This window comes from Xylophilus sp. PBN-3R, from assembly GCF_057747805.1.
The window spans coordinates 1,288,513-1,308,380 of sequence record NZ_CM173225.1 but is presented as its reverse complement, the minus strand read 5'-3'; the positions used below and the strand labels follow the sequence as shown (position 1 = coordinate 1,308,380).

The window sequence follows — 19,868 nt, the reverse complement described above, 5'->3', positions numbered from 1 at the left end:
GGGCGCAAAGGTCGCCATGTCCTTCAGTCCCGTGCCCACCCTGCCCACCCTGGTGTCCGCTGTGCTGCTGTTCGCCGGCAGCGGTGTCCTGGCGCAGAACAGTTGCAGCAGTGACGGCGTGCCCCGGCCCGCCGCATTCGTGGAACGTTTCATTTCCGACCGGTGCGACGAATGCTGGCGTCGCACGCCACCGTCCGTCCCCAGGGGCGCGATGTCCCTGGACTGGATCGTTCCCTCGGGCGACGCAGACGCAGCGATGGCGCCTGCGGCATTGAGCGAAGCCGCTCAGCGCCTGCACACACTCGGCCTGGCGCCCGACTCTCGCATGCGCGAAGAGCGCCGCAGCGCCAGCGCCACGCCCTCGGGCCGGTTGCGCCTGGCCCAGGGTCCGGTGGTCAACGACTACATCGGTGTATCGATGGCATGGAAACCCGCAGCTGGCGACCTGCGTGTACTCGACGCCTGGCTGCTGCTGGTCGAAGAGATTCCGGCCGGCACGGCGAGGTCGCCGGTCGAGCGTCGCCTGGTGCGTGCGGCCTGGTCGATGGACGGCATCGCCGCAGGTAGGAACGGCTGGGGCGACCGGCGCGCCATGCGGGTGCCGGCCGGCGCCGATCCGGCCCGGCTGCGGCTGGTCGGCTGGCTGGCCGACCGCCACGGCAGCATCGACACGACCGCCACGACACGCTGCGCCATATAAGGTCTATACGGCCAGCAAGACGCCGGGTGCCGCCCGGCTGCCTAGAATCGCGCACCGGGCCTTGTGGCCATCTCCGGTCCACAGCCCGGAGAGCCACATGCAAATTTTCGACTACGACAACGTCCTGCTACTGCCCCGCAAATGCCGCGTCGAAAGCCGCGCCGAATGCGACACCAGCACCACCCTGGGTGGCCGCAGCTTCCGCCTTCCGGTCGTCCCAGCCAACATGCGCACGGTGGTCGATGCCCGCATCTGCCGATGGATGGCAGAAAACGGCTACTTCTACGTCATGCACCGTTTCGACCTGGACAACGTCATGTTCGTCCGGCAGATGCGGGCCGCCGGCCTTTTCGCGTCCATCTCGCTGGGCGTCAAACCCGCCGACTACGAAACCGTGGACCGCCTCGCCGACGAAGGCCTGCCTCCCGAATACGTCACCATCGACATCGCCCACGGCCATGCCGATTCGGTGCAATCGATGATCGGCTACCTCAAGCAGAAGCTGCCCGGCACCTTCGTCATCGCCGGCAACATCGGCACCCCCGAAGCGGTGATCGACCTCGAGAACTGGGGCGCCGACGCCACCAAGATCGGCATCGGCCCCGGCAAGGTCTGCATCACCCGGCTGAAGACCGGTTTCGGCACCGGCGGCTGGCAGTTGTCGGCGCTGAAGTGGTGTGCGCGGGTGGCCACCAAACCCATCATTGCAGACGGCGGCATCCGCGAACATGGCGACATCGCAAAGAGCATCCGTTTCGGCGCTTCGATGGTGATGGTCGGCAGCCTGCTGGCCGGGCACGACGAGTCGCCCGGCCAGACGGTCGAGTCGGACGGCCGCGTCTACAAGGAGTACTACGGCAGCGCCAGCGACTTCAACAAGGGCGAATACCGGCACGTCGAAGGCAAACGCATCCTGGAACCGCTGAAGGGCAAGCTGGCCGACACCCTGGTCGAGATGGAACAGGACCTGCAAAGCTCCATCAGCTACGCAGGCGGCCGGCAACTGGCCGACCTGCGCAAGGCCAACTATGTGATCCTGGGCGGCGACAACGCCGGCGAACACCTGCTGATGTGAACGGCCGCAACTTTTTTTGCACCTGCTTGCGTATCGTGCGTTTTATGTTGCATAATTCGAGGCTTCCTACCTAGCAGCGTCAAAGCTGTGAACCAGGAAAATGTGGGCTCTTAGCTCAGTTGGTAGAGCAGCGGACTCTTAATCCGTAGGTCGAGTGTTCGAGTCACTCAGGGCCCACCACCCACATGCAATTGAACAAAAGCACCTTGCGCAGTTTTGCGCCAGGTGCTTTTTTCATTTCCGGGTCGGATATGGGACGGCATCAGACGCGCCGAATGACCGGGGCTGCCTTCGCCATTTGATCCTCATCGAACCGGACCTGATGAAGAAGCTGAACAGGTGTCTTATCGAGCCAGCCGAGCGGGTGCAACCAAGTGGCCTGCGGGCCGGTCGCCACGCGCTCGCGATACACCGGGAACGTCAGAACCTGCGGCCGTCCTGGGTCGCCAGAAACATGCGCTCTGCCTTGTTGGCCTGCACCATGCTTCTGCAGCGCTCGACCTCCTTGGAAAGGCTTTCCTCACGCGACTTGATCGGCATGGAGAAGACATGCCCGCGCGGGGCGTCATGGATCGCAGGGCTGCGGCGCTCGGTGGAAATCATGGTCTGCCTGACGTTTGGATCGACAGATCGTGAGCAGTTACTGACCCCTTGTTTGTAGGACAACAGCGCGTCATGCGTAGGCTGCGTCAACCGATCGACTCCAGCTTGCAGCGGGATGTCAATCGACCACGTTTTGGCCGTTCAGACCAGCTCGTTCAAAGGGCCATGCATGCGTGCGGCTGGACGCCGACGGCGGCCTCACGGTTGCGGAATTCAACGGCAACATGTTCTTCAACACGCTGGGCAACCGACCTGGCCGGTCCATCGCAGGCCGGTGCGGCGGCGTTTGCAGGATCGTTGCCGATGTTTGCATGATCCTCCGCCGCCCGGCCCCAAGTGGAGACAAACGCCGGACCGCGCCCTAAGCTTCGATCCATGCTGACATCCACCAGGCCACCTGCCGACTCCAGACCCCATCTCGACCGGATGCAGGTGACGGTGATGCGGGCCGAACTGGCCGCCATGATCGAACGCATCACCGGGACCGATGGCGCACACGAAAGCGTCTTTCCGCGCCTCGGTTTCTCGCGCACGACCCAGATCGAACATCCGGTCCACTCGATCTGCGAGCCTTCGTTCTGCATCCTGGCGCAGGGCAGCAAACGTGTGCTGCTGGGTGAAGAGGCCTACATCTACGACAGCAACCAGTACCTGGTGGCGTCGCAGAACCTGCCGGTGTCCGGCCAGATCATCGACGCCTCGCCCGAAGCGCCCTACCTCGGGCTGCGGCTTTCGTTCGACGTCAAGGAGATCGCGGAACTGACGCTCGAATTCGGCCTGGCCGATTCGGGACCCAAGGGTCCGTCGCAACGCGGCATCTTCACGGGAGCGCTGAGTTCGACGCTGCTCGATCCGGTGCTGCGGCTGATGAAGCTGCTCGACACACCGGAGGACGTTCCGGCCCTGGCACCGCTGATCTCGCGCGAGATCCTCTACCGCCTGCTCAGGTCACCCGACGGCTGGCGGCTGGCGCAGATGGCGGTGGTCGACAGCTACAGCCAGCGCATCACGCAGGCCATCGGGCTGCTGTCGCAACGCTTTCGCGAGCCCTTGCGTATCGACGACCTCGCCGCGTCGGTGCACATGAGCGCGTCGTCGCTGCACCATCATTTCAAGTCGGTGACATCGATGAGCCCGCTGCAGTTCCAGAAACAGCTGCGGCTGCAGGAATCGCGCCGGATCATGATCTGCGAACACCTCGACGCCGCCACCGCGGGCCATCGGGTCGGCTACGAAAGCCAGTCGCAGTTCAACCGCGAATACAGCCGGTTCTTCGGCATGCCGCCGGTGCGCGACGTGAAGCGCCTGCGCGAGATGCAGCTCGGGAAACCGGTCCGGGCCGCCGTTCAAGGTCGAGGCCAGACATGAAGATCCGATTGAAATTCCACGATCGGGCCGTCACCGCGACCCTGGTCGACAGCGAAGCCGCGCGTGCGTTCGCGGCGATGCTACCCCTGACGATCACGCTGCACGACCTGTTCCGGCGCGAGAAGTTCGGCGCGCTGCCGCAACCGGTCGGCCTTGCGCCGCTGCAGTCCCTGCACTACGCGGTCGGCGACCTGGTCTGCTGGTCCACAGGCCCCGACCTGGCGGTGATGCATACGCAGGACGACCTGCCGCTGTGCGGTCGTTTCCATCTGCTGGGCCGCCTGGACGATGGCGCGCCGGCTTTCGCGACGGCCGGCCCGCTCGACATCGCCATCGAACGGCAGCCCGCGCCGGAGGCCTTCACGCCCGCGGAAAGCGTTGCGGCCGGATCCCGTTAGTGCCGCAGCGTGCCAGTGGGCTAAGGGTTTCCACTGAAAATCGGGCATACGTCAGGTCTTCGATGCCGCCGCCTCCCCACCCCACCGCCTTCCCGCCCACCATCACCCCCATCACGCCGGCCACGGGCGAGACGGACGTCCTGCCGGTCGAACTGGCCGCGGGCAACCGACTCAGGCGGTTCGCGCAGGCACACGATGTGCGCACGCTGCTGATCCTGACGGTGCTGATGGCCTTTTCGTCGCTGTCGACCGACATCTACCTACCGGCCCTGCCGGCGATGGCCGATGCGCTGCATGCAGGCACCGGCGCCATCGAATTCACCGTGTCCGGATACCTCATCGGCTTCAGCCTGGGCCAGTTCTTCTGGGGCCCGCTGAGCGACCGCATCGGCCGGCGCGGCCCGATCGCCATGGGCCTGCTGTTCTATATCGCCGGATCCGTCGGCTGCGCGCTGTCGCAAGGCGCGGACACCATGATCGCCTGGCGTGTCGTGCAGGCCATCGGCGCCTGTGCCAGCGTCACGCTGGCGCGCGCCATCGTGCGTGACCTCTACGCCGGCGCGCGTGCCGCGCAGATGATGTCCACCCTGATGATCGTCGCGGCGCTGGCGCCGATGCTCGGCCCCAGCCTGGGCGGGCTGGTCATCGCGGTAGCGCCGTGGCGGGCGATCTTCTGGCTGCTGGCCTTGGTCGGGCTGCTCACGCTGGCAGCGCTGTACACGCTGCCCGAAACCCTCACGCCGGACCGCCGCCTGCGTGAACCGCTGTCGAAGGCCTTCGCCACCTATGGCTGGCTGCTGCGCCAGAAACAGGTGCTGGGTTATGCCAGCGTCGGCGGTTTTCTCTACGGCGGCATATTCGCCTATGTCGCCGGAACACCCTTCGTCTACATCACCATCCACCGGGTGGCGCCCCAGCATTACGGGGCCCTGTTCGCGCTGGGTTCGGTCGGCATCATGGCGATGAACATGCTGAACGTGCGCCTGGTGCCGCGCCTGGGCAGCGACCGCCTGCTGCGCGCCGGCGCCTTCCTGGCCTGTGCAGCCGGCCTGGCGGTGGCCTTCACCGCGGTCACCGGATGGGGCGGGCTCGCGGGGCTGGTCGTGCCGCTGTGCGTTTTCGTGGCCTGCATCGGACTGATCGCGGCCAACTCCATTTCGGGCGCCCTCAACCTGCACCCCGGAGTGTCCGGCTCGGTCTCTGCTCTCATCGGTGCCAGCCACTTCGGAGTGGGTGTTTTCGGTTCCGCCATGGTCGGTCTTTTCTCGGACGGCACGGCCCGGCCGCTCGGCCTGCTGATGGCTTTTTTCGGTGCGGGCGCCGCATTGAGCGCTGTCTGGCTGGTGCCTCGGGCGGCACCGGCAGGCCAGGCCCGGGCTGCGGCAAGTTGCCCATGACATACGACGCATAACTCATCGCCCCCGGGCCTGCGCTTCGTGTCCTTGGTCAGATCGGCCACCGGCGTACTGGTGGCGGCCTGGACGCCGAAGATGGTCGAGGCGCCGGGCGCAGAAAATCGCCCGCCCGGATCGGCGGACAAAGCGTTTTTCGGATCTGACAGGAGCGCCCTGCGGTGACACGGCCGAAGCCGGACTTCCGTCAACCCGACCTTTCGATCCAGCCGACCAGTGCGGAGACGCTCATGAAATCGTCCGCCGCCCGCGCGGGCACCGAAGGGAAACGTTTGTTCCACTGGCGCGCCAGCGCGCTCCCGCCCCCGATTTCCAGCACGCAGTTCACGCCCCGTTCGGCGATGCCGTCCATGTCTTCGTCCCAGCGGACCGCGTGGTCGATCTGGTTGGCCAGCGCCGACCTGATGCCGGCGGTGCCGGTGACGCGCCCACCGGTGAGGTTGCAGAACAGCGGCACTCGCGGTGCGGCGACCGGTGTGCGCTGCAGCAGTGCGGCAAAGGCCTCTGCCGCAGCCCGCATCCAGGGTGTGTGTGATGCCAGCGCCACCCGCAGCGGCGTGGCCTGGGCTCCGGCTGCGCTCGCGGCCTCGGCAGCCAGCGCCAGGCCGTCGCGCGGCCCGCCGATGACCACCGTGTGCGAATCGGTGCGGATGGCGATGCACAGCCCCAGCCGTTCGCAAAGCACCGCCTGCTGCCCGGGCCCCAGGCCGGATACGCCGAGCAGTCCGGTCGGCGGCCCGGCCGCCGCGCAGATGTCCATCAGCGATGCGCGCTGTTCGGCCAGACGGATGGCGGCGTCGCCGTCGAAAACGCCAGCCACGCTGAAAGCGGCGAGTTCACCGACGCTGTAGCCGGCGATTGCCGCCGGAGCGGGCAGCAGTGGCGACAGCTGCGCCCATGCATCCAGTGCCAGGCGGGTCAGCAGGGGTTGGGCGAAGGCGTTGCGGCCGGCGGCGACGGGGTCGACCAATGTGTCGCGCCAGCCGTCGTCCGCCAGCCACGGCAGCATCGCCGGATGCTGCAGGCCCTGCCCGGAAAACAGCAGCGCGTAGCTCACTGAAAGCCCGGCAGGTGCTGCAGGCGGGACAACAGGCAGGCGGCGGCCAGGATGTCGGCGGCGCCGCCGGGCGACAGGTTGCGGGCGACGAAGGCGCGGTGCAGCACCCACGCCGCGGCCGGGCCTTCCGGTCGGCCGGCCCCGCCATCCGCGATGAAAGTCCGTGCGGCGTGGCGTGCGAAGGCAAGTCCCGCCATGCCGCCGCGGTGGACCAGGTTGGTGTCGTCCAGCACTGCCATGGCGTGGAACAGTGCATCGAGTCGCGCCCTGTCCGTGCCGATGCCGTTGCGCAGACCCGCGTCCAGGGTGGGCCAGGCGGTCTCGAACAGCGTGGGAAACCCGGCGGCTGCTTCCATCGAGGCGCTGCGCAGGCCGTGGCGCCGCGCCGCGATGCCGCCCGGCAGGCTGGACGACCGGTGGCTCCGGGCTTCCAGGGCATCGCCCCAGTGCAGCACCAGCCGGTCACGCAGCCAGTCGGGTGACAGCGGGCGGCGCGGCGAGACCTGCAAGGCCGCGCCCGCCGCCGCACACAGCAGGCCCAGCGAGAAGATCGCACCGCGATGGGTATTGATGCCGCCGGTCGCGGCCAGCATGCGGGCCTCTGCCGCGATGCCGCAGGCCTGCAGCGACTCGAAGTCCTCGGTTCGCCATCCCTTCACCGCCATCGCTTCGAAATACGGCCGCAGTGCATGCAGGCTACGCAGGAAGGTGTCGGCGTCCATATCGCGGTGGCTGCCACGATCGACAAAGGACACGAGGCCGGGTTTGGGAGCCAGGGCCAGTTCGTCGTACAGCGCGGCGGTGGCGGCCAGGCCGATGCCTTGCAGCGCCGGCGTCGGGCACGGCAGATGGAGATGCGAGGCCGGCGATGACCGCGAAGGCAGGGAAACCACCGGAGCGAACGGAAGTTTCATGCGACGGCCAGCGGGTCTTCCAGCGATGCGCTACGGATGCGTTTGACCAGCACCTGGGGCGCAGCGGCGCCACGGACCGCCGCCCATTCACGCCAGGCAACCGCGGCCCCGCTGGGAAAGATCAGTTCGCCGTCGAGCCGCGGCCGTCGGTTGCCATGTCCGGCAAGCAAGGCGGCAACGGCATCGGCGCCGGCCGCATCGCCCACGTTCACCAGCAAGTCGATGTCGGAATCGGCATGCACGCAGGCCAGCCCGGTGAGATGCTGCCAGCCGAAGCTGCCGGCGATACGCAGGTGGGTCGGCAGCCCGTCGACCAGTGCCAGCGGCAGCAGGCCCGCGACACATTCGACGCCGGGCAGGGCCGCTGGCCGACCCAGCTTTTCCGCCGCCACCTGCAAGGCCAGCCGACGACGCGACCAGCAGGCCGGTGCCGGCAGGCCCAGCGCCACCGTTGCCCCGTTCGCCATGCCGGCCTGCCGCGCCACCACCAGCGGCAGGTCGTGGTCGCGCCAGTGGATCAGGCAGGCCAAGGCCTCGGCATCCCAGGCCCGGTCCAGAACCTCGGCCCATGCACCGGGCGACAGATGAAAAAGATCGTGACGCTGCATGATCGGCAAAGGTAGTTCAGGCCGCATCCAGTACGCGCTGCACTACGGTCGCTGACAGCTTGCGGCCGCCGCGCTCCAGCCCGTCCGACGCCCGGCGGTCCACCGGATCCAGCGACGCCAGCGCATCCCGCAGGCAGGCCTGCAGGTCGCCCTTCCAGAGCCGCCGCACACCGCCCATCGCCACGTAGTTCTCGACGCCCGGAGCGAACACCGGGTTGCGCCGGGACAGCTGGTCGAGCAGGCTCTCAGGCAGCTTGGTGACACGCGCCATGGCGGGGATGCGCATCACCCGGATCTCGGCGTCCGGCAGCGCGTCGCAGGCATCGGCGATCAGGCCCGAGGTGATGAAACCGCCCGACAGCGCCTGGTCGTACACCAGCCCCAGCACCGGATGCCCGCCGCGCCGCGCCAGGTCGACCGCCATGCCCAGGTGCGCCATGGCGCGGTTGATGCCCAGCAGTTCGTCGCGCCGCCGCAGCTGCTGGCCCTGGGTGTCGATCAGCAGCAATATCGGCCGGCCGGGAAATCGGGCGATGGTGTCCAGCACCACCCGCGCCTGCGCCAGCGCCAGCTGTACCCCGATGGCGGCATGGCCGGTCGTGCCGACCACTGCCAGCGGCCGGCCGTCGAGCGTGGCGGTGCCGGACAGCAGGTCGCCGTCGGCGGCGACGCCGTGGTCCGCGCCGAAGAGTCGGGTGCAGAGGGAGTTCCAGTCCGGGCTCATGTGTGTGGTGTCCAGTGCTATTCGAGCTTGATGTTGCCGGCCTTGACGACCGCCGCCCAACGCACCGTCTCGGCGTTGACGTATTCGCCGAACTGCTGCGGCGTGAGGGTTCCGTAATGCGCGCCGTTGGCGGCCCAGGCGGTCTTGACGTCTTCGCCGGCACCGGCCTTGCGCATCTCTTCGGCGATGGCGGCCTGCACGTCGGCGGGCGTGCCGCGCGGTGCCCACAGGCCGTACCAGGTGGTGACGTTGTAGGCCGGCAGGCCCACCTCGGCGGCGCAGGGCACGTCGGGGAACGCCGGGTTGCGTTTGTTGCCGGCGATCATCAGCGCCTTGATGCGGCCGCCCTTGATGTGGTTGGCCGACGAACCCAGGCCGTCGAACATCATGTCCACGTTGCCGGCGATCAGGTCCTGCAGCGCCGGGCCGGAACCGCGGTAAGGAATGTGGGTGATGAAGGTGCCGGTCTGCTGCTTGAACAATTCGCCCGCCAGGTGGTGCGAAGTTCCGCCGCCGGCCGAGCCGTAGTTGAGCCTGCCGGGGTTGGCGCGCAGGTAGGCCAGGAAACTCTTGAAGTCCGGTGACGTCACCCGCTTGGGGCTGACCACCAGCACCTGCGGCACCTCGGCCAGCAGGGCGATGGGCACGAAATCGCGCTGCAGGTCGTAGTCCAGCTTGGGATACATGGCCGGCGCGATGGCGTGGTGGATGGCGCCCATGAACAGGGTGTAGCCGTCGGCCGGTGCGCGTGCGGCGATGGTCGCGCCCAGCGTGCCGCCCGCGCCGCCGCGGTTGTCGATGACCAGTGTCTTGCCGGTCTGCTTGGAAAACTGCGCCGACAGCGGCCGGGCGAACGCATCGGTGCCGCCGCCCGCCGGGAACGGCACGATCAGGTTGACCGGTTTGGCCGGCCAGCCGGACTGTGCACGCACGCCGGTGGCGGCCAGGGCCGCCGCGCCCATCAACCAGCGCCTGCTGAATCGGTAGCTCATGGTTCTTGTCTCCTGTCGTTATAAAAATGCTGGAATGCCGGTTCCGACGGGCGTCTAGGCGCCGCGTTCGGGGAGCAGGTTCTTCACCGCGGCGACATCCAGCGCCGGAATGCGCTCCGCCCGGTCGATGCCCAAGCCACGCCACAGGCGGATCGCGTCGTCCCCGGTGCCGTCGTTCCAGCCGCTTTCGGGTGTGGCGACCAGGCGCGCGGCCAGCAGTGCATGTTCGGTTTCCAGGGCTTCCAGCGTCACCGGCCGGGCCACGTCGGGGCGGATCAGCAGGTCGACGGCGGCATGACGGAAAGCGGCCACGTCGTCCTCGACCAGCAGGTCGCAGTCGCCGGTCAGCCAGCGGTGTTTGCCGCCGCTGGTGCGCCACACCAGCGCCCGGTCGCGCGAGTCGAATTCATCCACGCCGTGCGATGCCTCGATGACCTCCGGGCCGGACATCGCCAGCCGCCCGGTGTCGCTCATCACGATGCGGTCTGCGCAGCGGGCGACGATGCCCATGCCGCCGAAACATCCGTTGGCCCCGCCGATCAGCACGATGGTCGGAATGCCGGCGGCACGCAGGTCGAGCAGCGCCCGCATCACCTCCGACACCGCGATCAGGCCGGCATTGGCCTCGTGCAGCCGCACGCCGCCGGACTCGGCGAGCAGCAACACCGCGGCCGGGCGGTCTCGCCGTGCCCGTTGCAGCAGGCCGACCAGCTTGGCGCCGTGGACTTCACCCACGCCGCCGCCCATGAATTCGCCTTCCTGCGCAGCGACGAACACCGGCCGGCCGGCCAGCGTGGCGCATCCCACGGCCACGCCGTCGTCGAAGGCGGATGGCACACCCAGCTGCGCCAGGTGCGGGCTGGTGATGCGTTCCGACGGCGGCAGCCATTCGTGGAAACTGCCGGCATCCAGCAACAGCGCCAGGCGTTCACGGGCGCTGCATTCGGCATAACTCACGACACGGTCGGCAGCGCCGCTCATGGCCGCGCCTCCTTCAGTGCGGCCACCGCCTGGTCCAGCCGCAGGCCGACCACCGCCGGCGTGGCGCCCATGTCGTTGACCGAAACCCGCACGCCGGCCAGCCGGTGGCGCTGGTGGAAATCGTGCACCACGGCGTTCCAGATGGGCGCGAAACCGCGCGCGGAAGTCTCGATGCGCACCTGGCAATCGCCGCCCTCGGCCGGCTCCAGCATCACTTCGAGGTTGCCCGACCCGACCACACCGACCAGCACCGCGGCGAAGCTGGCGAATGCGCGTTCGCCGGGAAATGAATAGTCCAGCCTTTCGAGGCCCGGAGGAATGTTGTCGCTCATGAAGTCTTTCTTTGGCGGCCTGGACGATCACCAGTTGCGGAAACGTTTCGGCGGCTGGTACAGCCCGCCGGACGCCCGCACCAGGTCGCGCATGCTGCGGGCCGCCAGCAGGTTGCGGGTGGCCTCGCGCGGGTCGATGCCGAGGTCTTCCGGGCGCTGGATGATCTTGCGGTCGCGCAGGTTCTCGACCATGCGCCGGTCGCGCCCCAGGCCGACCGGGGTGTAGCCGGCCACACCCCGGATCGCCTGCTCGCGTTCCTCGTCGGTGCGGCACAGCAGCAGATTGGCGATGCCTTCCTCGGTCAGCACATGGCTGACGTCTTCGCCGTAGACCATGATCGGCGGCAGCGCCATGCCGGCCTGTTCCTGCAGTGTCCAGGCGTCGAGCCGGTCGACGAAGGCCGGCTGCATGTGTTCGCGGAAAGTCTCGACCATCTGCACCACCAGCTTCTGCCCGCGCGGCGTGCCGGCCGCGCCCGCCCTGCCCTGCCGTGCCTGCTGGCCGGCTTTCATCCAGGCCGGGCTGGCATGGCGTCGACCGCGGGCGTCGGCGCCCATGTTGGGTGCGCCGCCAAAACCGGCGATGCGGCCCAGCGTGGCGGTCGAACTGTTGCCGTCCAGGTCCATCTGCAGCGTGGAGCCGATGAACAGGTCGCAGGCGTAATGGCCGGCGGCTTGGCTGAAGGCGCGGTTGCTGCGAAGGCTGCCGTCGGGCCCGGTGAAGAACACGTCGCTGCGAGCGCGGATGTAGTCCTCCATGCCCAGTTCGGAACCGAATGAATGGATGGACTTCACCCAGCCCGCCTCGATGGCCGGGATCATGGCCGGATGCGGGTTCAAGGCCCAATGCTGGCAGATCCTGCCTTTCAGGCCCAGCGATTCGCCGTAGGTCGGGAGCAGCAGTTCGATGGCCGCGGTATCGAAACCGATCCCGTGGTTCAGCCGCTGCACACCGTATTCGCCGTAGATGCCCTTGATCGCCATCATGGCCATCAGCACCTGGATCTCGCTGATCTGCGCCGGATCGCGAGTGAAAAGCGGTTCGATGAAATGCGGACGCGAAGCCGGCACCACGAAACTCACCCAGTCGGCCGGAATGTCGATGCGCGGCAGCGTGGTGGTGCGGCCGTCCACCAGTTCGTTGACCTGGGCGATGACGATGCCGCCGGAGAACGCAGTGGCCTCGACGATGGCCGGTGTGTCCTCGGTGTTCGGCCCGGTGTAGAGGTTGCCCTCGGCGTCGGCCGCCTGCGCCGCGATCAGCGCAACGTCGGGTGTCAGGTCGACGAAGTAGCGGGCGAACAGTTCCAGGTAGGTGTGGATGGCGCCGATCTCGATTCGGCCCGCCGCCACCAGCTTCGCAAGCCGTGCGCCCTGAGGCCCGGAAAAACTGAAGTCCAGTTTGCTGGCGATGCCGTTCTCGAAGATGTCCAGGTGCTGCGGCAACGCCAGCACCGACTGCACCATGTGCAGGTGGTGCACCTGCTGTGCGTCCAGGCCCACCAGCGCGTCGGCCAGGAAGTCGGCCTGCTTCTGGTTGTTGCCCTCCAGGCAGACGCGGTCGTGCGGTTGCAGCACGGCCTGCAGCAAGGTGGCGACGGCATCGGTCGTGACCACCTTGCCCGAAAGTTTGGGGCCGAGCGCCTGGGCGGCCCGGGCCAGCCGGCCGCGGTGGTCCAGCGCACGAAGATTCCAGCGGGGGTTGGCATTCATGGGGCGCGAAGGTAAACACCGCGCCACCGTCGATCAATCAAGCTCGCCGTCGAACGTTTAACTTAAGCGGAACGTTCGGCGGCGGCTCCGGTTGATCTAGCCGCGCCGGCCGGGGTCGTCGGCCACTGTCCGGCAGACCGATGCCAGCACCCGCAGGTCGGGATCGCGCTCGCGCGATGCCAGGAAGGACAGGCCGATGGTCTGCCGCGCCCTGAAGGCTTCGTCCAGCGGGATCAGCTGGAGTTTGTGGTTGAAGATGGTCCTCACCCGGCCGGGCAGCAGGGTATATCCCACCCCCCCGCTGACCAGATTGGCCAGCGAAAAGATGTCGCCCACCTGCATCACGATCTGCGGGGCGAAACCCGCCACTTCGAAGGCACGCCGGAAACCGTGCCGGGTGGCGAAACCGTCGCCCAGGGTCACGAAACGGTCGCCCTTGCAGTCGCGCAGGTCGATGCTGGCGCGGCCGGCATAGGGCGAGCCCAGCGGCGCGGCGAAGAACATGTCGTCTTCCTGCAGCGCGATGGAAACGATGCCGGGCTCGGATTCGGGCAGCGCCATCAGAGTGGCATCGAGCGCGCCAGCCCGCAGCTTTTCGAGCAGCTCGGCGTTGGAACCCAGCACCAGCTCGGCCTGCATCTCGGACAGCCGCTGGCGCAGGCCGACGATGACCTCGGGCACCAGCTGGATGGTGAGTGAATACAGCGAGCCCAGCTTGAGATGGCCGTTGGCATATCCGGCTACCGCGCGTGCTGCGCGCACGCCTTCGGCCATGGTCTTGAGCACGTCGCGGGCCACATCGGCCAGCACCCGCGCCGCATCGGTCGGCACCAGGTTGCGGCCCTGGTGCAGGAACAGCGAGCAACGGGTGCCTTCTTCGAGCGAATGCAGGGCGCGGTGCACGCTGACCGTGCTGGTCTGCAGCCGTTCGGCGGTGCGGGCCAGGCTGCCGGATTCCATGAATGCGAGCAGCGTTTCCAGCTTGCGGAAGCTGATGGTTTCGTCGATGCGCGTCGGCACCGTCACGGGTGAATTCATGCGGCGACCTTAAGGGCAAACGCGGGAAACGCCGCTTGGGAAAGCCCCGGGTTGTGAGCCTCAGGCCTGCGCCGTCACTCCCATCGACCCGATGTCGGATGCCGCCTCGTCGAGCAACCAGCGTCGGAAGGCATCCAGCCCTGGCGCCTCCCGGCGCTCCTTCGGAGTGCAGAAGAAATAACCGCGGGTCAGCTGCACCGGCAGGTCGAAGGGCGTCACGACCTTGCCCGACATCAGTTCGTCGCGCACCAGGCAGCGCTGCACCAGGGCCACGCCCATGTCGGCGACGACAGCCTGGATCACGATCGACACCTGGTCGAAGGCAGTCGTCAGCCGGGGTGGTCGATGGCCGGCACCGACCGCTCGCAGCCACTGCGTCCAGTTGCCGGGCGCGGTCGTGTGATAGAGCAGCGGTTCGTCGGCCAGGTCGCCGGGATGGCGCCACTCGCCGTCATGCTGGCGGCGGGCCCGGCGGGTCGGGTGGCAGATGGGGATCATCTCGCGGCCGATCACGTAGTCGCTTCGGCAGTTCGGCCAGTCGTCCGGGCCGAGGCCGGTAAGCAGGGCGGCATCGGGTGCCGATCCCGAGAAATCCTCGCCCTTGCGGTAAGGCACGAAATTCAGCTTCACCCGCGGGTGGCGCTCGTGGAAACGGCGCAGGCGGGGAATGAGCCAGACGCTTGCGAGCGTGGGCACCACGGCCAGGCTCAGCGGGCGGTCGGCCGGGCCTTCGCGGATCAGGGCGCTGGCTTCCTCGATGGCGGCCAATGGCTCGCGCACCGCATCCAGCAATTGCTGGCCGACTGGCGTGAGGCGCAGGAAATGGGCATTGCGCTGCAGCAACGGCCGGCCGTAATGGGCTTCCAGCCGCAGCACCGCCCGGCTGACCGCGCTCTGGGTGACGCACAGGGCTTCGGCTGCACGCGAAAAGCTGCCCAGCCGCACCGCGGTGGCGACGGCATGGAGTTCGGACATCGAGGGCGAATGCAGGCGCATGGCTGGAATTTCTTTGGAGGCCAGGGGCTCGGTGCCCGACCCGGGTGCGAGTATGACCAGCAAGCATGCTGCGTGCCCGAAATGTCGTTTGATCCTGGTGGCAGGCATCGGGAAACTAGCCCCCATGAACCAACCTACATCCCGCTTCCGCCGCTTCGGCGTCATCGCACTGGCCGCCTTGGGCGCCCTGGCCGCACTGGCCTCCGGGGCAGCACAGGCCGAATTTCCGGACAGGCCGATCCGGCTCATCGTGCCCTTCTCGCCCAGCGGCTCGACCGACCTGGCGGCACGGCTTATCGCCGAATTCGCCGGCCGTGCCCTGGGCCAGCCGATGATCGTGGACAACCGCGCCGGCGCCGGTGGCTCGCTGGGCATGGAGATGGTGGCGAAGGCGCGGCCCGACGGCTACACCCTGGGCATGGCGACCATGAGCACCCACGGCTCCAACGCCGCCGCTTACGGCAGCCGCCTGAAGTACGACCCGCTGAAGGATTTCTCGCCGGTCACCAACGTGGCCACCGTGCCCGGCGTGTTCGCCGTCAACGCCGCCTTCGCCGCGAGAACGATGCCCGAACTGCTGGCCCAGGCGAAAAAAGAGCCCGGCAAGATCACCTTCGCATCGCCCGGCACCGGCTCGCTGGGCCATGCCAACGTGGAGTATTTTTCCAGCCTGGCCAAGGTGCAACTGCTGCACGTGCCCTACAAGGGATCGGGCATGGCGCTGAACGATGCCGTCGCCGGCCAGGTCGATGCCATCACCGACAACCTGCCTTCCGCCCTGCCCCACATCCAGTCGGGCCGCCTGCGTGCGTTGGCGGTGCTGTCGGACAAACGATCGCCGGCGCTGCCCAACGTGCCGACCTACGGCGAACTGGGTTTCCCGCAGATGGGCAACGGCGGCTGGTTCGGTGTGGTCGCCCCCGCAGGTACGCCGCCGCAGATCGTGCAGAAACTCAACCAGGCGATCCACACCGCCATGCAGCAACCCGATTTCATCCGGAAGATGGACGAAGCCGGTGCCACGCTGATCCCCAACACACCCGCGCAGTTCCAGGCCCAGATCGAGCAGGCGGTGGCGCGTTATGCGGCGGTCGCCAAGGTCGCGAAGATCAGCGCGGAGTGACCATGACCGACATCACCGGGATGACCACCGACATGTTCAGCCTTCACCCTGCGCAGGGCGCCGCGATCCCGCTGGTGTGCGACTCGCCGCACAGCGGCACCACCTATCCGGACGACTTCCGCCATGCGGTCCCGAGGGCGACGTTGCGCGCGGCAGAAGACACCCATGTCGAAGCCCTGTGGGGCGATGCCCCGGCGCTGGGCGCCACGCTGGTCGAGGCGCATTTTCCGCGCAGTTATCTGGACCTCAACCGCACCCTGGACGACATCGATCCGGCCCTGCTGGAGACTCCCTGGCCCACACCGCTGTCGCCCAGCGAGAAGACCCGCATCGGCTCGGGGCTGATCTGGCGAACGGTGAAGAACCAGCTGATCTACGACCGCCTGCTGCCGGTAGCCGAGGTGCAGCAGCGCATCGCCCGCTGCTACCGGCCGTATCACCAGGCGCTGATGGCGGCGGTCGAGGCCGCGCACGAACGCTTCGGCGCGGTGTGGCACCTGAACCTGCATTCGATGCCAAACAACGCATACGAACGGCTGCAGATCAACAGCGACAAACCGCTGGCCGATTTCGTGCTGGGCGACCGCGACGGCAGCACCTGCGAGCCGGCCTTCGTCGACCTGGTGTCCGATCACCTGCGCGGCAAGGGCTATTCCGTGGCCCGCAACGACCCGTACAAGGGTGTGCAGCTGATCGCCAACATCGGCCGGCCGGCCGAGCGGCGCAACAGCATGCAGATCGAGATCCGGCGCCCGATCTACATGGACGAGAACAGCCGCGAACGCAATGCGAACTTCGATGTCGTGCGGCGCGACATCCGCGGATTGCTGGTCGAAATGGCGGATTACTTCCGCAGTCACGAGGCCGTCCGACAGCCGTGACCACCATGGCGAACGGTTCGAATTGCGGCCGAAATGCATGCATGCCGTGGCGGCGCGGCCCGAAAACTCAGGCAACCGGGGCCATCGCATCGACAGCCAGGCGGATCTGCCAACACCTCCCGCGCGCTGATGCCCTTCACGCCGAGGTCCGGCGGGTGCTGGCGGTGGTGCCGGATGCCTCGACCGCGGGTCAGTCCGGCAGAACCTGATTCAGAAGTCGAGCCAGGCCATGGCCATGAACGAGTTGATCATCATGGCGAACACACTCACTTCCAGCGACACCCACAGCCAGGCGCAGCCCGCGGCCCATGGCCGCGGAATGTGGTCCCAGGCGAAGAACAGCAGCGCGCCCACCAGCGCGATGACGCAGAAGGCGGTTGCCAGCACGGTCGATGATTGCGGGACGATGTGGGTCATGGTCTGAGGAAGTTGCGGCAAAAGTATCGTCCGGCTTCCGGTCGGCCGACCGTATGTACAAACGCATTTACCTGGCCGTCACGCGACGGACAAGCGGGGCCGCAGAACGCAGCGCCTGCGTCGGGTGCCGGGTCGATTCGGAGACCGGCGCCAGTTCTTCCGGCCGGGCCGCGTGCCGATTTCTTCAACACCTCCTGATACAAATCTGGCGCAGCTCCCGACGCGCGAAAATGCGGGCCTTCCCGACCTTCAGCCTTCATGAGCAATATCTACGAACTAGCCGTGGCCGCCATCCGCGACCACTGGAAGAAACACGACAACCGGTACCCGCAGAAGCTGGTGATGTCGACCACGCAGCACCAGAGCCTGATGGGCCAGCGCAAGTTGGGGCAGATCGGCATCGGCACCTCCAACGAACTGCCGACCGACCGCTTCATGGGCACGCCTATCGAGATCGACGACAGCGCGCACGCTTCGGTCGTCGCGGTGGACGGGGAGGTCTCGCCGCTGACCGCCGCAAGCTGAATCTCAAAAAAGTAAACGAGAATCACTTTTATCTGATGTAAGATCAGCGCACGGAAACAGCAGCAGACGCTGCTTCTTTCCACCCGTTTCATCGTGGGGCGACCCGAGACCTGAACAGTCTCCAAGGTCGTTTTTGCTAGCCATCGGTTCGCCGGCCAGCCATGCATTTTTTCCCCCGATTTCCGAGACCCGCCATGAATCCTGCCCCGCACGATGCCGAGCGACTGATCCACGAACACCTGGCCCTTGCGCGGCATTTCGCCAGTGTGCAGGCGCGGTGTTCGGATCTGCTGGCGCGGCAGGCCGCCGAAATCACCGCCCTGCAAAGGCAGGCCATTCGTGACCGGGCCGCCATCATGGTCCGTGAGACCGCCCTGGCCTGGGCCCGTGAAGACCACGACGCACTCCAAGCCTCCATCCCTGGACTGCCGCGCCGGGCCGCCCTCACCCGCCGCGTCGAGATCCTGGTCGGCCGCATCCACGAACTGATGCGCGAACGCCTGCACTGGCAGCGCCAGCCGGCAGAACCGGCCGACCCGACACGCTCTTTGCAGGACACCCGCGAACTCGCCGCGCTCGAGGCGAGCCTGGTCGCAGCCGACCTGGTGATCTGCCAGACCGGCTGCCTGAGCCACGGCGACTACTGGCGGGTGCAGGACCATTGCAAACGCACCGGCAAGGCCTGTGTGGTGGTCGAACAGCCGGAAGCGCTGCGCATCATGCGGATCCACAGGCAGGTGCTGTCGCCGGAGAACTGAACGGCAAAACGAAAGCCCGGCCGCTACAGATGCAGCGCCGGACTTCAGCCGACCGGGGCCGGGCTCAGCCGGGCAGGCGCGGCAGGCCGTCGGCCAGGTCTTTCCAGGATTTCGGCTGTGGTTCGCCTCGGCCGTGGACGCCGAAGAAACTCACCGCCAGCACGCCACGGTCGTCATAGAACTCCACCGACAGGATGCCGCCACGGTCGATCAGCCAGGCGTTCGTGAATGCCTTGTCGCGCAAATGCAGGTTGAACTTCGGGTCGAGCACGTTGAAGTAACCGCCGACCTCCTGCACCTTCTCGATCTTGCCGCTGAAGATTTCCGTCAGGCCCTTGTTGCCGACGAAAGCCATGATGGCCACCTGCTGCGCCGCCGCCCCCTGCAGGAGGGGCCGGATGGCTTGCGGCTCCAGCGGAACGGCCTTGCCGGGTGGAGCCAGCCGCAGTCCCTGCTGCCGCTCGACGCCGAAGTCGGTCAGCATGCGCGAGAACTCGTGCACGTCCTTGAGCTGGTTCCATGCCCGGCGCCATTCGGCCGCGTCGATGGCGCTGTCGGGCCTGACCGCGGGGCGGGCCGGCGCCGGCTTGACAGCCAGTGGACCGGTGGTGGCCGGCGCGGTGAATTCGCGTGCGATGCGGTCGAAGGCCGACACGTCCGAGTCCTCGACCATGAAAGCCTTGAACACCGCATCGCCGTGCGCATCGTAGAACTGCAGGCTGCGGCTGGTCTTGCCTTCGGCACCCGGCTGCACGACGGCGAAGGCATGGGCCCAATGTTCGAAGTCGGTCCGCAGGTCGATCGGCCCACCCAGATAACCGACCACGTTGCGCATGCGGATACGGCGCTCTTCGTCGGCGGCGGGATCGCCGGTGGGCTGGGTCGAGCGGGCCGGCAGCGTCCGTGGCACGCCGGTGGTCTCGATCACGGCGGCGTCGTTTCGGGTGAGGGCCATGAACTCGCCGACGGCCGGCAACTGCCGCAGCATTTCTCGGGCGGCATCGCTGCCGTCGCGCAGGCGGGTGGCGGTGGTGCCGACACGGGTTTCCAGCAGTTCGGCCTCGGACACACCCAGGCTGCGGGCGGCATCGCGTGCCGGCAGGCGCGGCTGCTGGGCGCGCAGTTCGGCCCAGCGTTCGGCCAGGCCGGGCGTGGCCGCCCAGGCCGCGGTGCCCGGCAGCGCCAGGGCTGCGCAGGCGCACAGGGTGAGGCGGTGGAAGTCTCTCTTGCTGAAGGACATGGTGTTCACGGTG

The 19,868-nt window shown here is 67.6% G+C and carries 22 protein-coding genes and 1 tRNA gene; 10 read left to right on the top strand and 13 right to left on the bottom strand.

The genetic code is table 11. The annotated features are described in order from the left end of the window. The first annotated feature begins 16 nt into the window (after positions 1-16). The 3 genes from AC3ANW_RS05910 (at position 17) to AC3ANW_RS05900 (ending at position 1,955) form a co-directional block, all read left to right on the top strand. Positions 17-700, top strand: a complete 684-nt coding sequence (locus AC3ANW_RS05910; protein WP_488344271.1) for a hypothetical protein — start codon at positions 17-19, stop codon at positions 698-700. Between the two features lie 97 nt (positions 701-797). Continuing rightward, positions 798-1,775 carry a GMP reductase gene (locus AC3ANW_RS05905; RefSeq protein ID WP_488344270.1) on the top strand — a complete coding sequence of 326 codons (978 nt, stop codon included), beginning with the start codon at positions 798-800 and terminating at the stop codon, positions 1,773-1,775. 104 nt (positions 1,776-1,879) lie between these two features. After that, positions 1,880-1,955: transfer RNA gene (locus AC3ANW_RS05900), tRNA-Lys, on the top strand. A 240-nt stretch (positions 1,956-2,195) separates the two neighbouring features. On the opposite strand, the gene AC3ANW_RS05895 is transcribed toward AC3ANW_RS05900, so the two are convergent. Further along, on the bottom strand, positions 2,196-2,378 hold the full coding sequence (locus tag AC3ANW_RS05895) for a hypothetical protein (protein WP_488344269.1): 183 nt from the start codon (positions 2,376-2,378) through the stop codon (positions 2,196-2,198). Between the two features lie 375 nt (positions 2,379-2,753). Here AC3ANW_RS05895 and AC3ANW_RS05890 point away from each other — a divergent pair, with 375 nt between their 5' ends. The 3 genes from AC3ANW_RS05890 (at position 2,754) to AC3ANW_RS05880 (ending at position 5,541) form a co-directional block, all read left to right on the top strand. Further along, on the top strand, positions 2,754-3,746 hold the full coding sequence (locus AC3ANW_RS05890; protein WP_488344268.1) for an AraC family transcriptional regulator: 993 nt from the start codon (positions 2,754-2,756) through the stop codon (positions 3,744-3,746). Beyond that, on the top strand, positions 3,743-4,144 hold the full coding sequence (locus AC3ANW_RS05885) for a cyclophilin-like fold protein (protein ID WP_488344267.1): 402 nt from the start codon (positions 3,743-3,745) through the stop codon (positions 4,142-4,144). The genes AC3ANW_RS05890 and AC3ANW_RS05885 overlap by 4 nt, the downstream gene beginning before the upstream one ends. A 227-nt stretch (positions 4,145-4,371) precedes the next feature. Beyond that, a complete protein-coding gene (locus tag AC3ANW_RS05880) occupies positions 4,372-5,541 on the top strand; it encodes a multidrug effflux MFS transporter (protein ID WP_488345362.1) in 1,170 nt (389 codons plus the stop codon). A gap of 202 nt (positions 5,542-5,743) precedes the next feature. Here the strand turns inward: AC3ANW_RS05880 and AC3ANW_RS05875 are convergent, their stop codons facing one another. From AC3ANW_RS05875 to AC3ANW_RS05830, 10 genes are all read right to left on the bottom strand, one after another. Then, entirely contained in the window at positions 5,744-6,613 is an 870-nt protein-coding gene (locus tag AC3ANW_RS05875) for an acyltransferase domain-containing protein (protein ID WP_488344266.1), read from the bottom strand. Further along, on the bottom strand, positions 6,610-7,527 hold the full coding sequence (mdcB, locus tag AC3ANW_RS05870) for a triphosphoribosyl-dephospho-CoA synthase MdcB (RefSeq protein WP_488344265.1): 918 nt from the start codon (positions 7,525-7,527) through the stop codon (positions 6,610-6,612). The genes AC3ANW_RS05875 and mdcB overlap by 4 nt, the downstream gene beginning before the upstream one ends. Beyond that, a complete protein-coding gene (gene mdcG, locus AC3ANW_RS05865; protein ID WP_488344264.1) occupies positions 7,524-8,135 on the bottom strand; it encodes a malonate decarboxylase holo-[acyl-carrier-protein] synthase in 612 nt (203 codons plus the stop codon). The genes mdcB and mdcG overlap by 4 nt, the downstream gene beginning before the upstream one ends. Before the next feature lie 16 nt (positions 8,136-8,151). Beyond that, positions 8,152-8,859, bottom strand: coding sequence for a biotin-independent malonate decarboxylase subunit gamma (locus AC3ANW_RS05860; RefSeq protein ID WP_488344263.1), 708 nt, complete (start codon positions 8,857-8,859; stop codon positions 8,152-8,154). Positions 8,860-8,876: 17 nt separating this feature from the next. Beyond that, complete coding sequence (locus tag AC3ANW_RS05855) at positions 8,877-9,851, bottom strand: Bug family tripartite tricarboxylate transporter substrate binding protein (protein WP_488344262.1); 975 nt, start codon at positions 9,849-9,851, stop codon at positions 8,877-8,879. Positions 9,852-9,905: 54 nt separating this feature from the next. Then, complete coding sequence (locus tag AC3ANW_RS05850) at positions 9,906-10,832, bottom strand: biotin-independent malonate decarboxylase subunit beta (RefSeq protein ID WP_488344261.1); 927 nt, start codon at positions 10,830-10,832, stop codon at positions 9,906-9,908. Continuing rightward, on the bottom strand, positions 10,829-11,164 hold the full coding sequence (gene mdcC, locus AC3ANW_RS05845; protein ID WP_488344260.1) for a malonate decarboxylase acyl carrier protein: 336 nt from the start codon (positions 11,162-11,164) through the stop codon (positions 10,829-10,831). The genes AC3ANW_RS05850 and mdcC overlap by 4 nt, the downstream gene beginning before the upstream one ends. Positions 11,165-11,191: 27 nt before the next feature. Beyond that, positions 11,192-12,877 (bottom strand): malonate decarboxylase subunit alpha, encoded by a 1,686-nt coding sequence (gene mdcA / locus AC3ANW_RS05840; RefSeq protein ID WP_488344259.1) that lies wholly within the window; start codon positions 12,875-12,877, stop codon positions 11,192-11,194. Between the two features lie 96 nt (positions 12,878-12,973). Beyond that, positions 12,974-13,897, bottom strand: coding sequence for a LysR family transcriptional regulator (locus AC3ANW_RS05835; protein WP_488345361.1), 924 nt, complete (start codon positions 13,895-13,897; stop codon positions 12,974-12,976). Positions 13,898-13,975: 78 nt separating this feature from the next. Continuing rightward, the gene (locus AC3ANW_RS05830) at positions 13,976-14,911 is read right to left on the bottom strand and encodes a LysR substrate-binding domain-containing protein (RefSeq protein WP_488344258.1); all 936 of its coding nucleotides are present in this window, start codon (positions 14,909-14,911) and stop codon (positions 13,976-13,978) included. A gap of 124 nt (positions 14,912-15,035) precedes the next feature. Here AC3ANW_RS05830 and AC3ANW_RS05825 point away from each other — a divergent pair, with 124 nt between their 5' ends. Next, positions 15,036-16,034 carry a tripartite tricarboxylate transporter substrate binding protein BugE gene (locus tag AC3ANW_RS05825; protein ID WP_488344257.1) on the top strand — a complete coding sequence of 333 codons (999 nt, stop codon included), beginning with the start codon at positions 15,036-15,038 and terminating at the stop codon, positions 16,032-16,034. A 2-nt stretch (positions 16,035-16,036) separates the two neighbouring features. Next, complete coding sequence (locus tag AC3ANW_RS05820; RefSeq protein ID WP_488344256.1) at positions 16,037-16,915, top strand: N-formylglutamate amidohydrolase; 879 nt, start codon at positions 16,037-16,039, stop codon at positions 16,913-16,915. Between the two features lie 210 nt (positions 16,916-17,125). Here the strand turns inward: AC3ANW_RS05820 and AC3ANW_RS05815 are convergent, their stop codons facing one another. Beyond that, the gene (locus AC3ANW_RS05815; protein ID WP_488344255.1) at positions 17,126-17,332 is read right to left on the bottom strand and encodes a hypothetical protein; all 207 of its coding nucleotides are present in this window, start codon (positions 17,330-17,332) and stop codon (positions 17,126-17,128) included. A gap of 258 nt (positions 17,333-17,590) precedes the next feature. Between AC3ANW_RS05815 and AC3ANW_RS05810 the strand changes: the two genes are divergently transcribed. Both AC3ANW_RS05810 and AC3ANW_RS05805 read left to right on the top strand, forming a co-directional pair. After that, positions 17,591-17,857: a hypothetical protein gene (locus tag AC3ANW_RS05810; RefSeq protein ID WP_488344254.1), complete on the top strand. Its 267-nt coding sequence runs from the start codon at positions 17,591-17,593 to the stop codon at positions 17,855-17,857. A gap of 194 nt (positions 17,858-18,051) precedes the next feature. Continuing rightward, the gene (locus AC3ANW_RS05805) at positions 18,052-18,615 is read left to right on the top strand and encodes a DUF2325 domain-containing protein (RefSeq protein ID WP_488344253.1); all 564 of its coding nucleotides are present in this window, start codon (positions 18,052-18,054) and stop codon (positions 18,613-18,615) included. Between the two features lie 64 nt (positions 18,616-18,679). Here the strand turns inward: AC3ANW_RS05805 and AC3ANW_RS05800 are convergent, their stop codons facing one another. Then, entirely contained in the window at positions 18,680-19,855 is a 1,176-nt protein-coding gene (locus AC3ANW_RS05800; protein ID WP_488345360.1) for a hemin-degrading factor, read from the bottom strand. Between the last annotated feature and the right edge of the window lie 13 nt (positions 19,856-19,868).

What these genes read in the sequence shown, in the direction of transcription:
- AC3ANW_RS05905 (WP_488344270.1), top strand. Translation starts at nt 798, where the DNA reads ATGCAAATTTTCGACTACGACAACGTCCTGCTACTGCCCCGCAAATGC.
- AC3ANW_RS05885 (WP_488344267.1), top strand. Translation starts at nt 3,743, where the DNA reads ATGAAGATCCGATTGAAATTCCACGATCGGGCCGTCACCGCGACCCTG.
- AC3ANW_RS05820 (WP_488344256.1), top strand. Translation starts at nt 16,037, where the DNA reads ATGACCGACATCACCGGGATGACCACCGACATGTTCAGCCTTCACCCT.
- AC3ANW_RS05815 (WP_488344255.1), bottom strand. Translation starts at nt 17,332, where the DNA reads ATGACCCACATCGTCCCGCAATCATCGACCGTGCTGGCAACCGCCTTC.
- mdcG (WP_488344264.1), bottom strand. Translation starts at nt 8,135, where the DNA reads ATGCAGCGTCACGATCTTTTTCATCTGTCGCCCGGTGCATGGGCCGAG.
- AC3ANW_RS05880 (WP_488345362.1), top strand. Translation starts at nt 4,372, where the DNA reads ATGGCCTTTTCGTCGCTGTCGACCGACATCTACCTACCGGCCCTGCCG.
- AC3ANW_RS05895 (WP_488344269.1), bottom strand. Translation starts at nt 2,378, where the DNA reads ATGATTTCCACCGAGCGCCGCAGCCCTGCGATCCATGACGCCCCGCGC.
- mdcB (WP_488344265.1), bottom strand. Translation starts at nt 7,527, where the DNA reads ATGAAACTTCCGTTCGCTCCGGTGGTTTCCCTGCCTTCGCGGTCATCG.
- AC3ANW_RS05800 (WP_488345360.1), bottom strand. Translation starts at nt 19,855, where the DNA reads ATGTCCTTCAGCAAGAGAGACTTCCACCGCCTCACCCTGTGCGCCTGC.
- mdcA (WP_488344259.1), bottom strand. Translation starts at nt 12,877, where the DNA reads ATGAATGCCAACCCCCGCTGGAATCTTCGTGCGCTGGACCACCGCGGC.
- AC3ANW_RS05855 (WP_488344262.1), bottom strand. Translation starts at nt 9,851, where the DNA reads ATGAGCTACCGATTCAGCAGGCGCTGGTTGATGGGCGCGGCGGCCCTG.
- AC3ANW_RS05830 (WP_488344258.1), bottom strand. Translation starts at nt 14,911, where the DNA reads ATGCGCCTGCATTCGCCCTCGATGTCCGAACTCCATGCCGTCGCCACC.
- AC3ANW_RS05860 (WP_488344263.1), bottom strand. Translation starts at nt 8,859, where the DNA reads ATGAGCCCGGACTGGAACTCCCTCTGCACCCGACTCTTCGGCGCGGAC.
- AC3ANW_RS05850 (WP_488344261.1), bottom strand. Translation starts at nt 10,832, where the DNA reads ATGAGCGGCGCTGCCGACCGTGTCGTGAGTTATGCCGAATGCAGCGCC.
- mdcC (WP_488344260.1), bottom strand. Translation starts at nt 11,164, where the DNA reads ATGAGCGACAACATTCCTCCGGGCCTCGAAAGGCTGGACTATTCATTT.
- AC3ANW_RS05805 (WP_488344253.1), top strand. Translation starts at nt 18,052, where the DNA reads ATGAATCCTGCCCCGCACGATGCCGAGCGACTGATCCACGAACACCTG.
- AC3ANW_RS05890 (WP_488344268.1), top strand. Translation starts at nt 2,754, where the DNA reads ATGCTGACATCCACCAGGCCACCTGCCGACTCCAGACCCCATCTCGAC.
- AC3ANW_RS05910 (WP_488344271.1), top strand. Translation starts at nt 17, where the DNA reads ATGTCCTTCAGTCCCGTGCCCACCCTGCCCACCCTGGTGTCCGCTGTG.
- AC3ANW_RS05810 (WP_488344254.1), top strand. Translation starts at nt 17,591, where the DNA reads ATGAGCAATATCTACGAACTAGCCGTGGCCGCCATCCGCGACCACTGG.
- AC3ANW_RS05825 (WP_488344257.1), top strand. Translation starts at nt 15,036, where the DNA reads ATGAACCAACCTACATCCCGCTTCCGCCGCTTCGGCGTCATCGCACTG.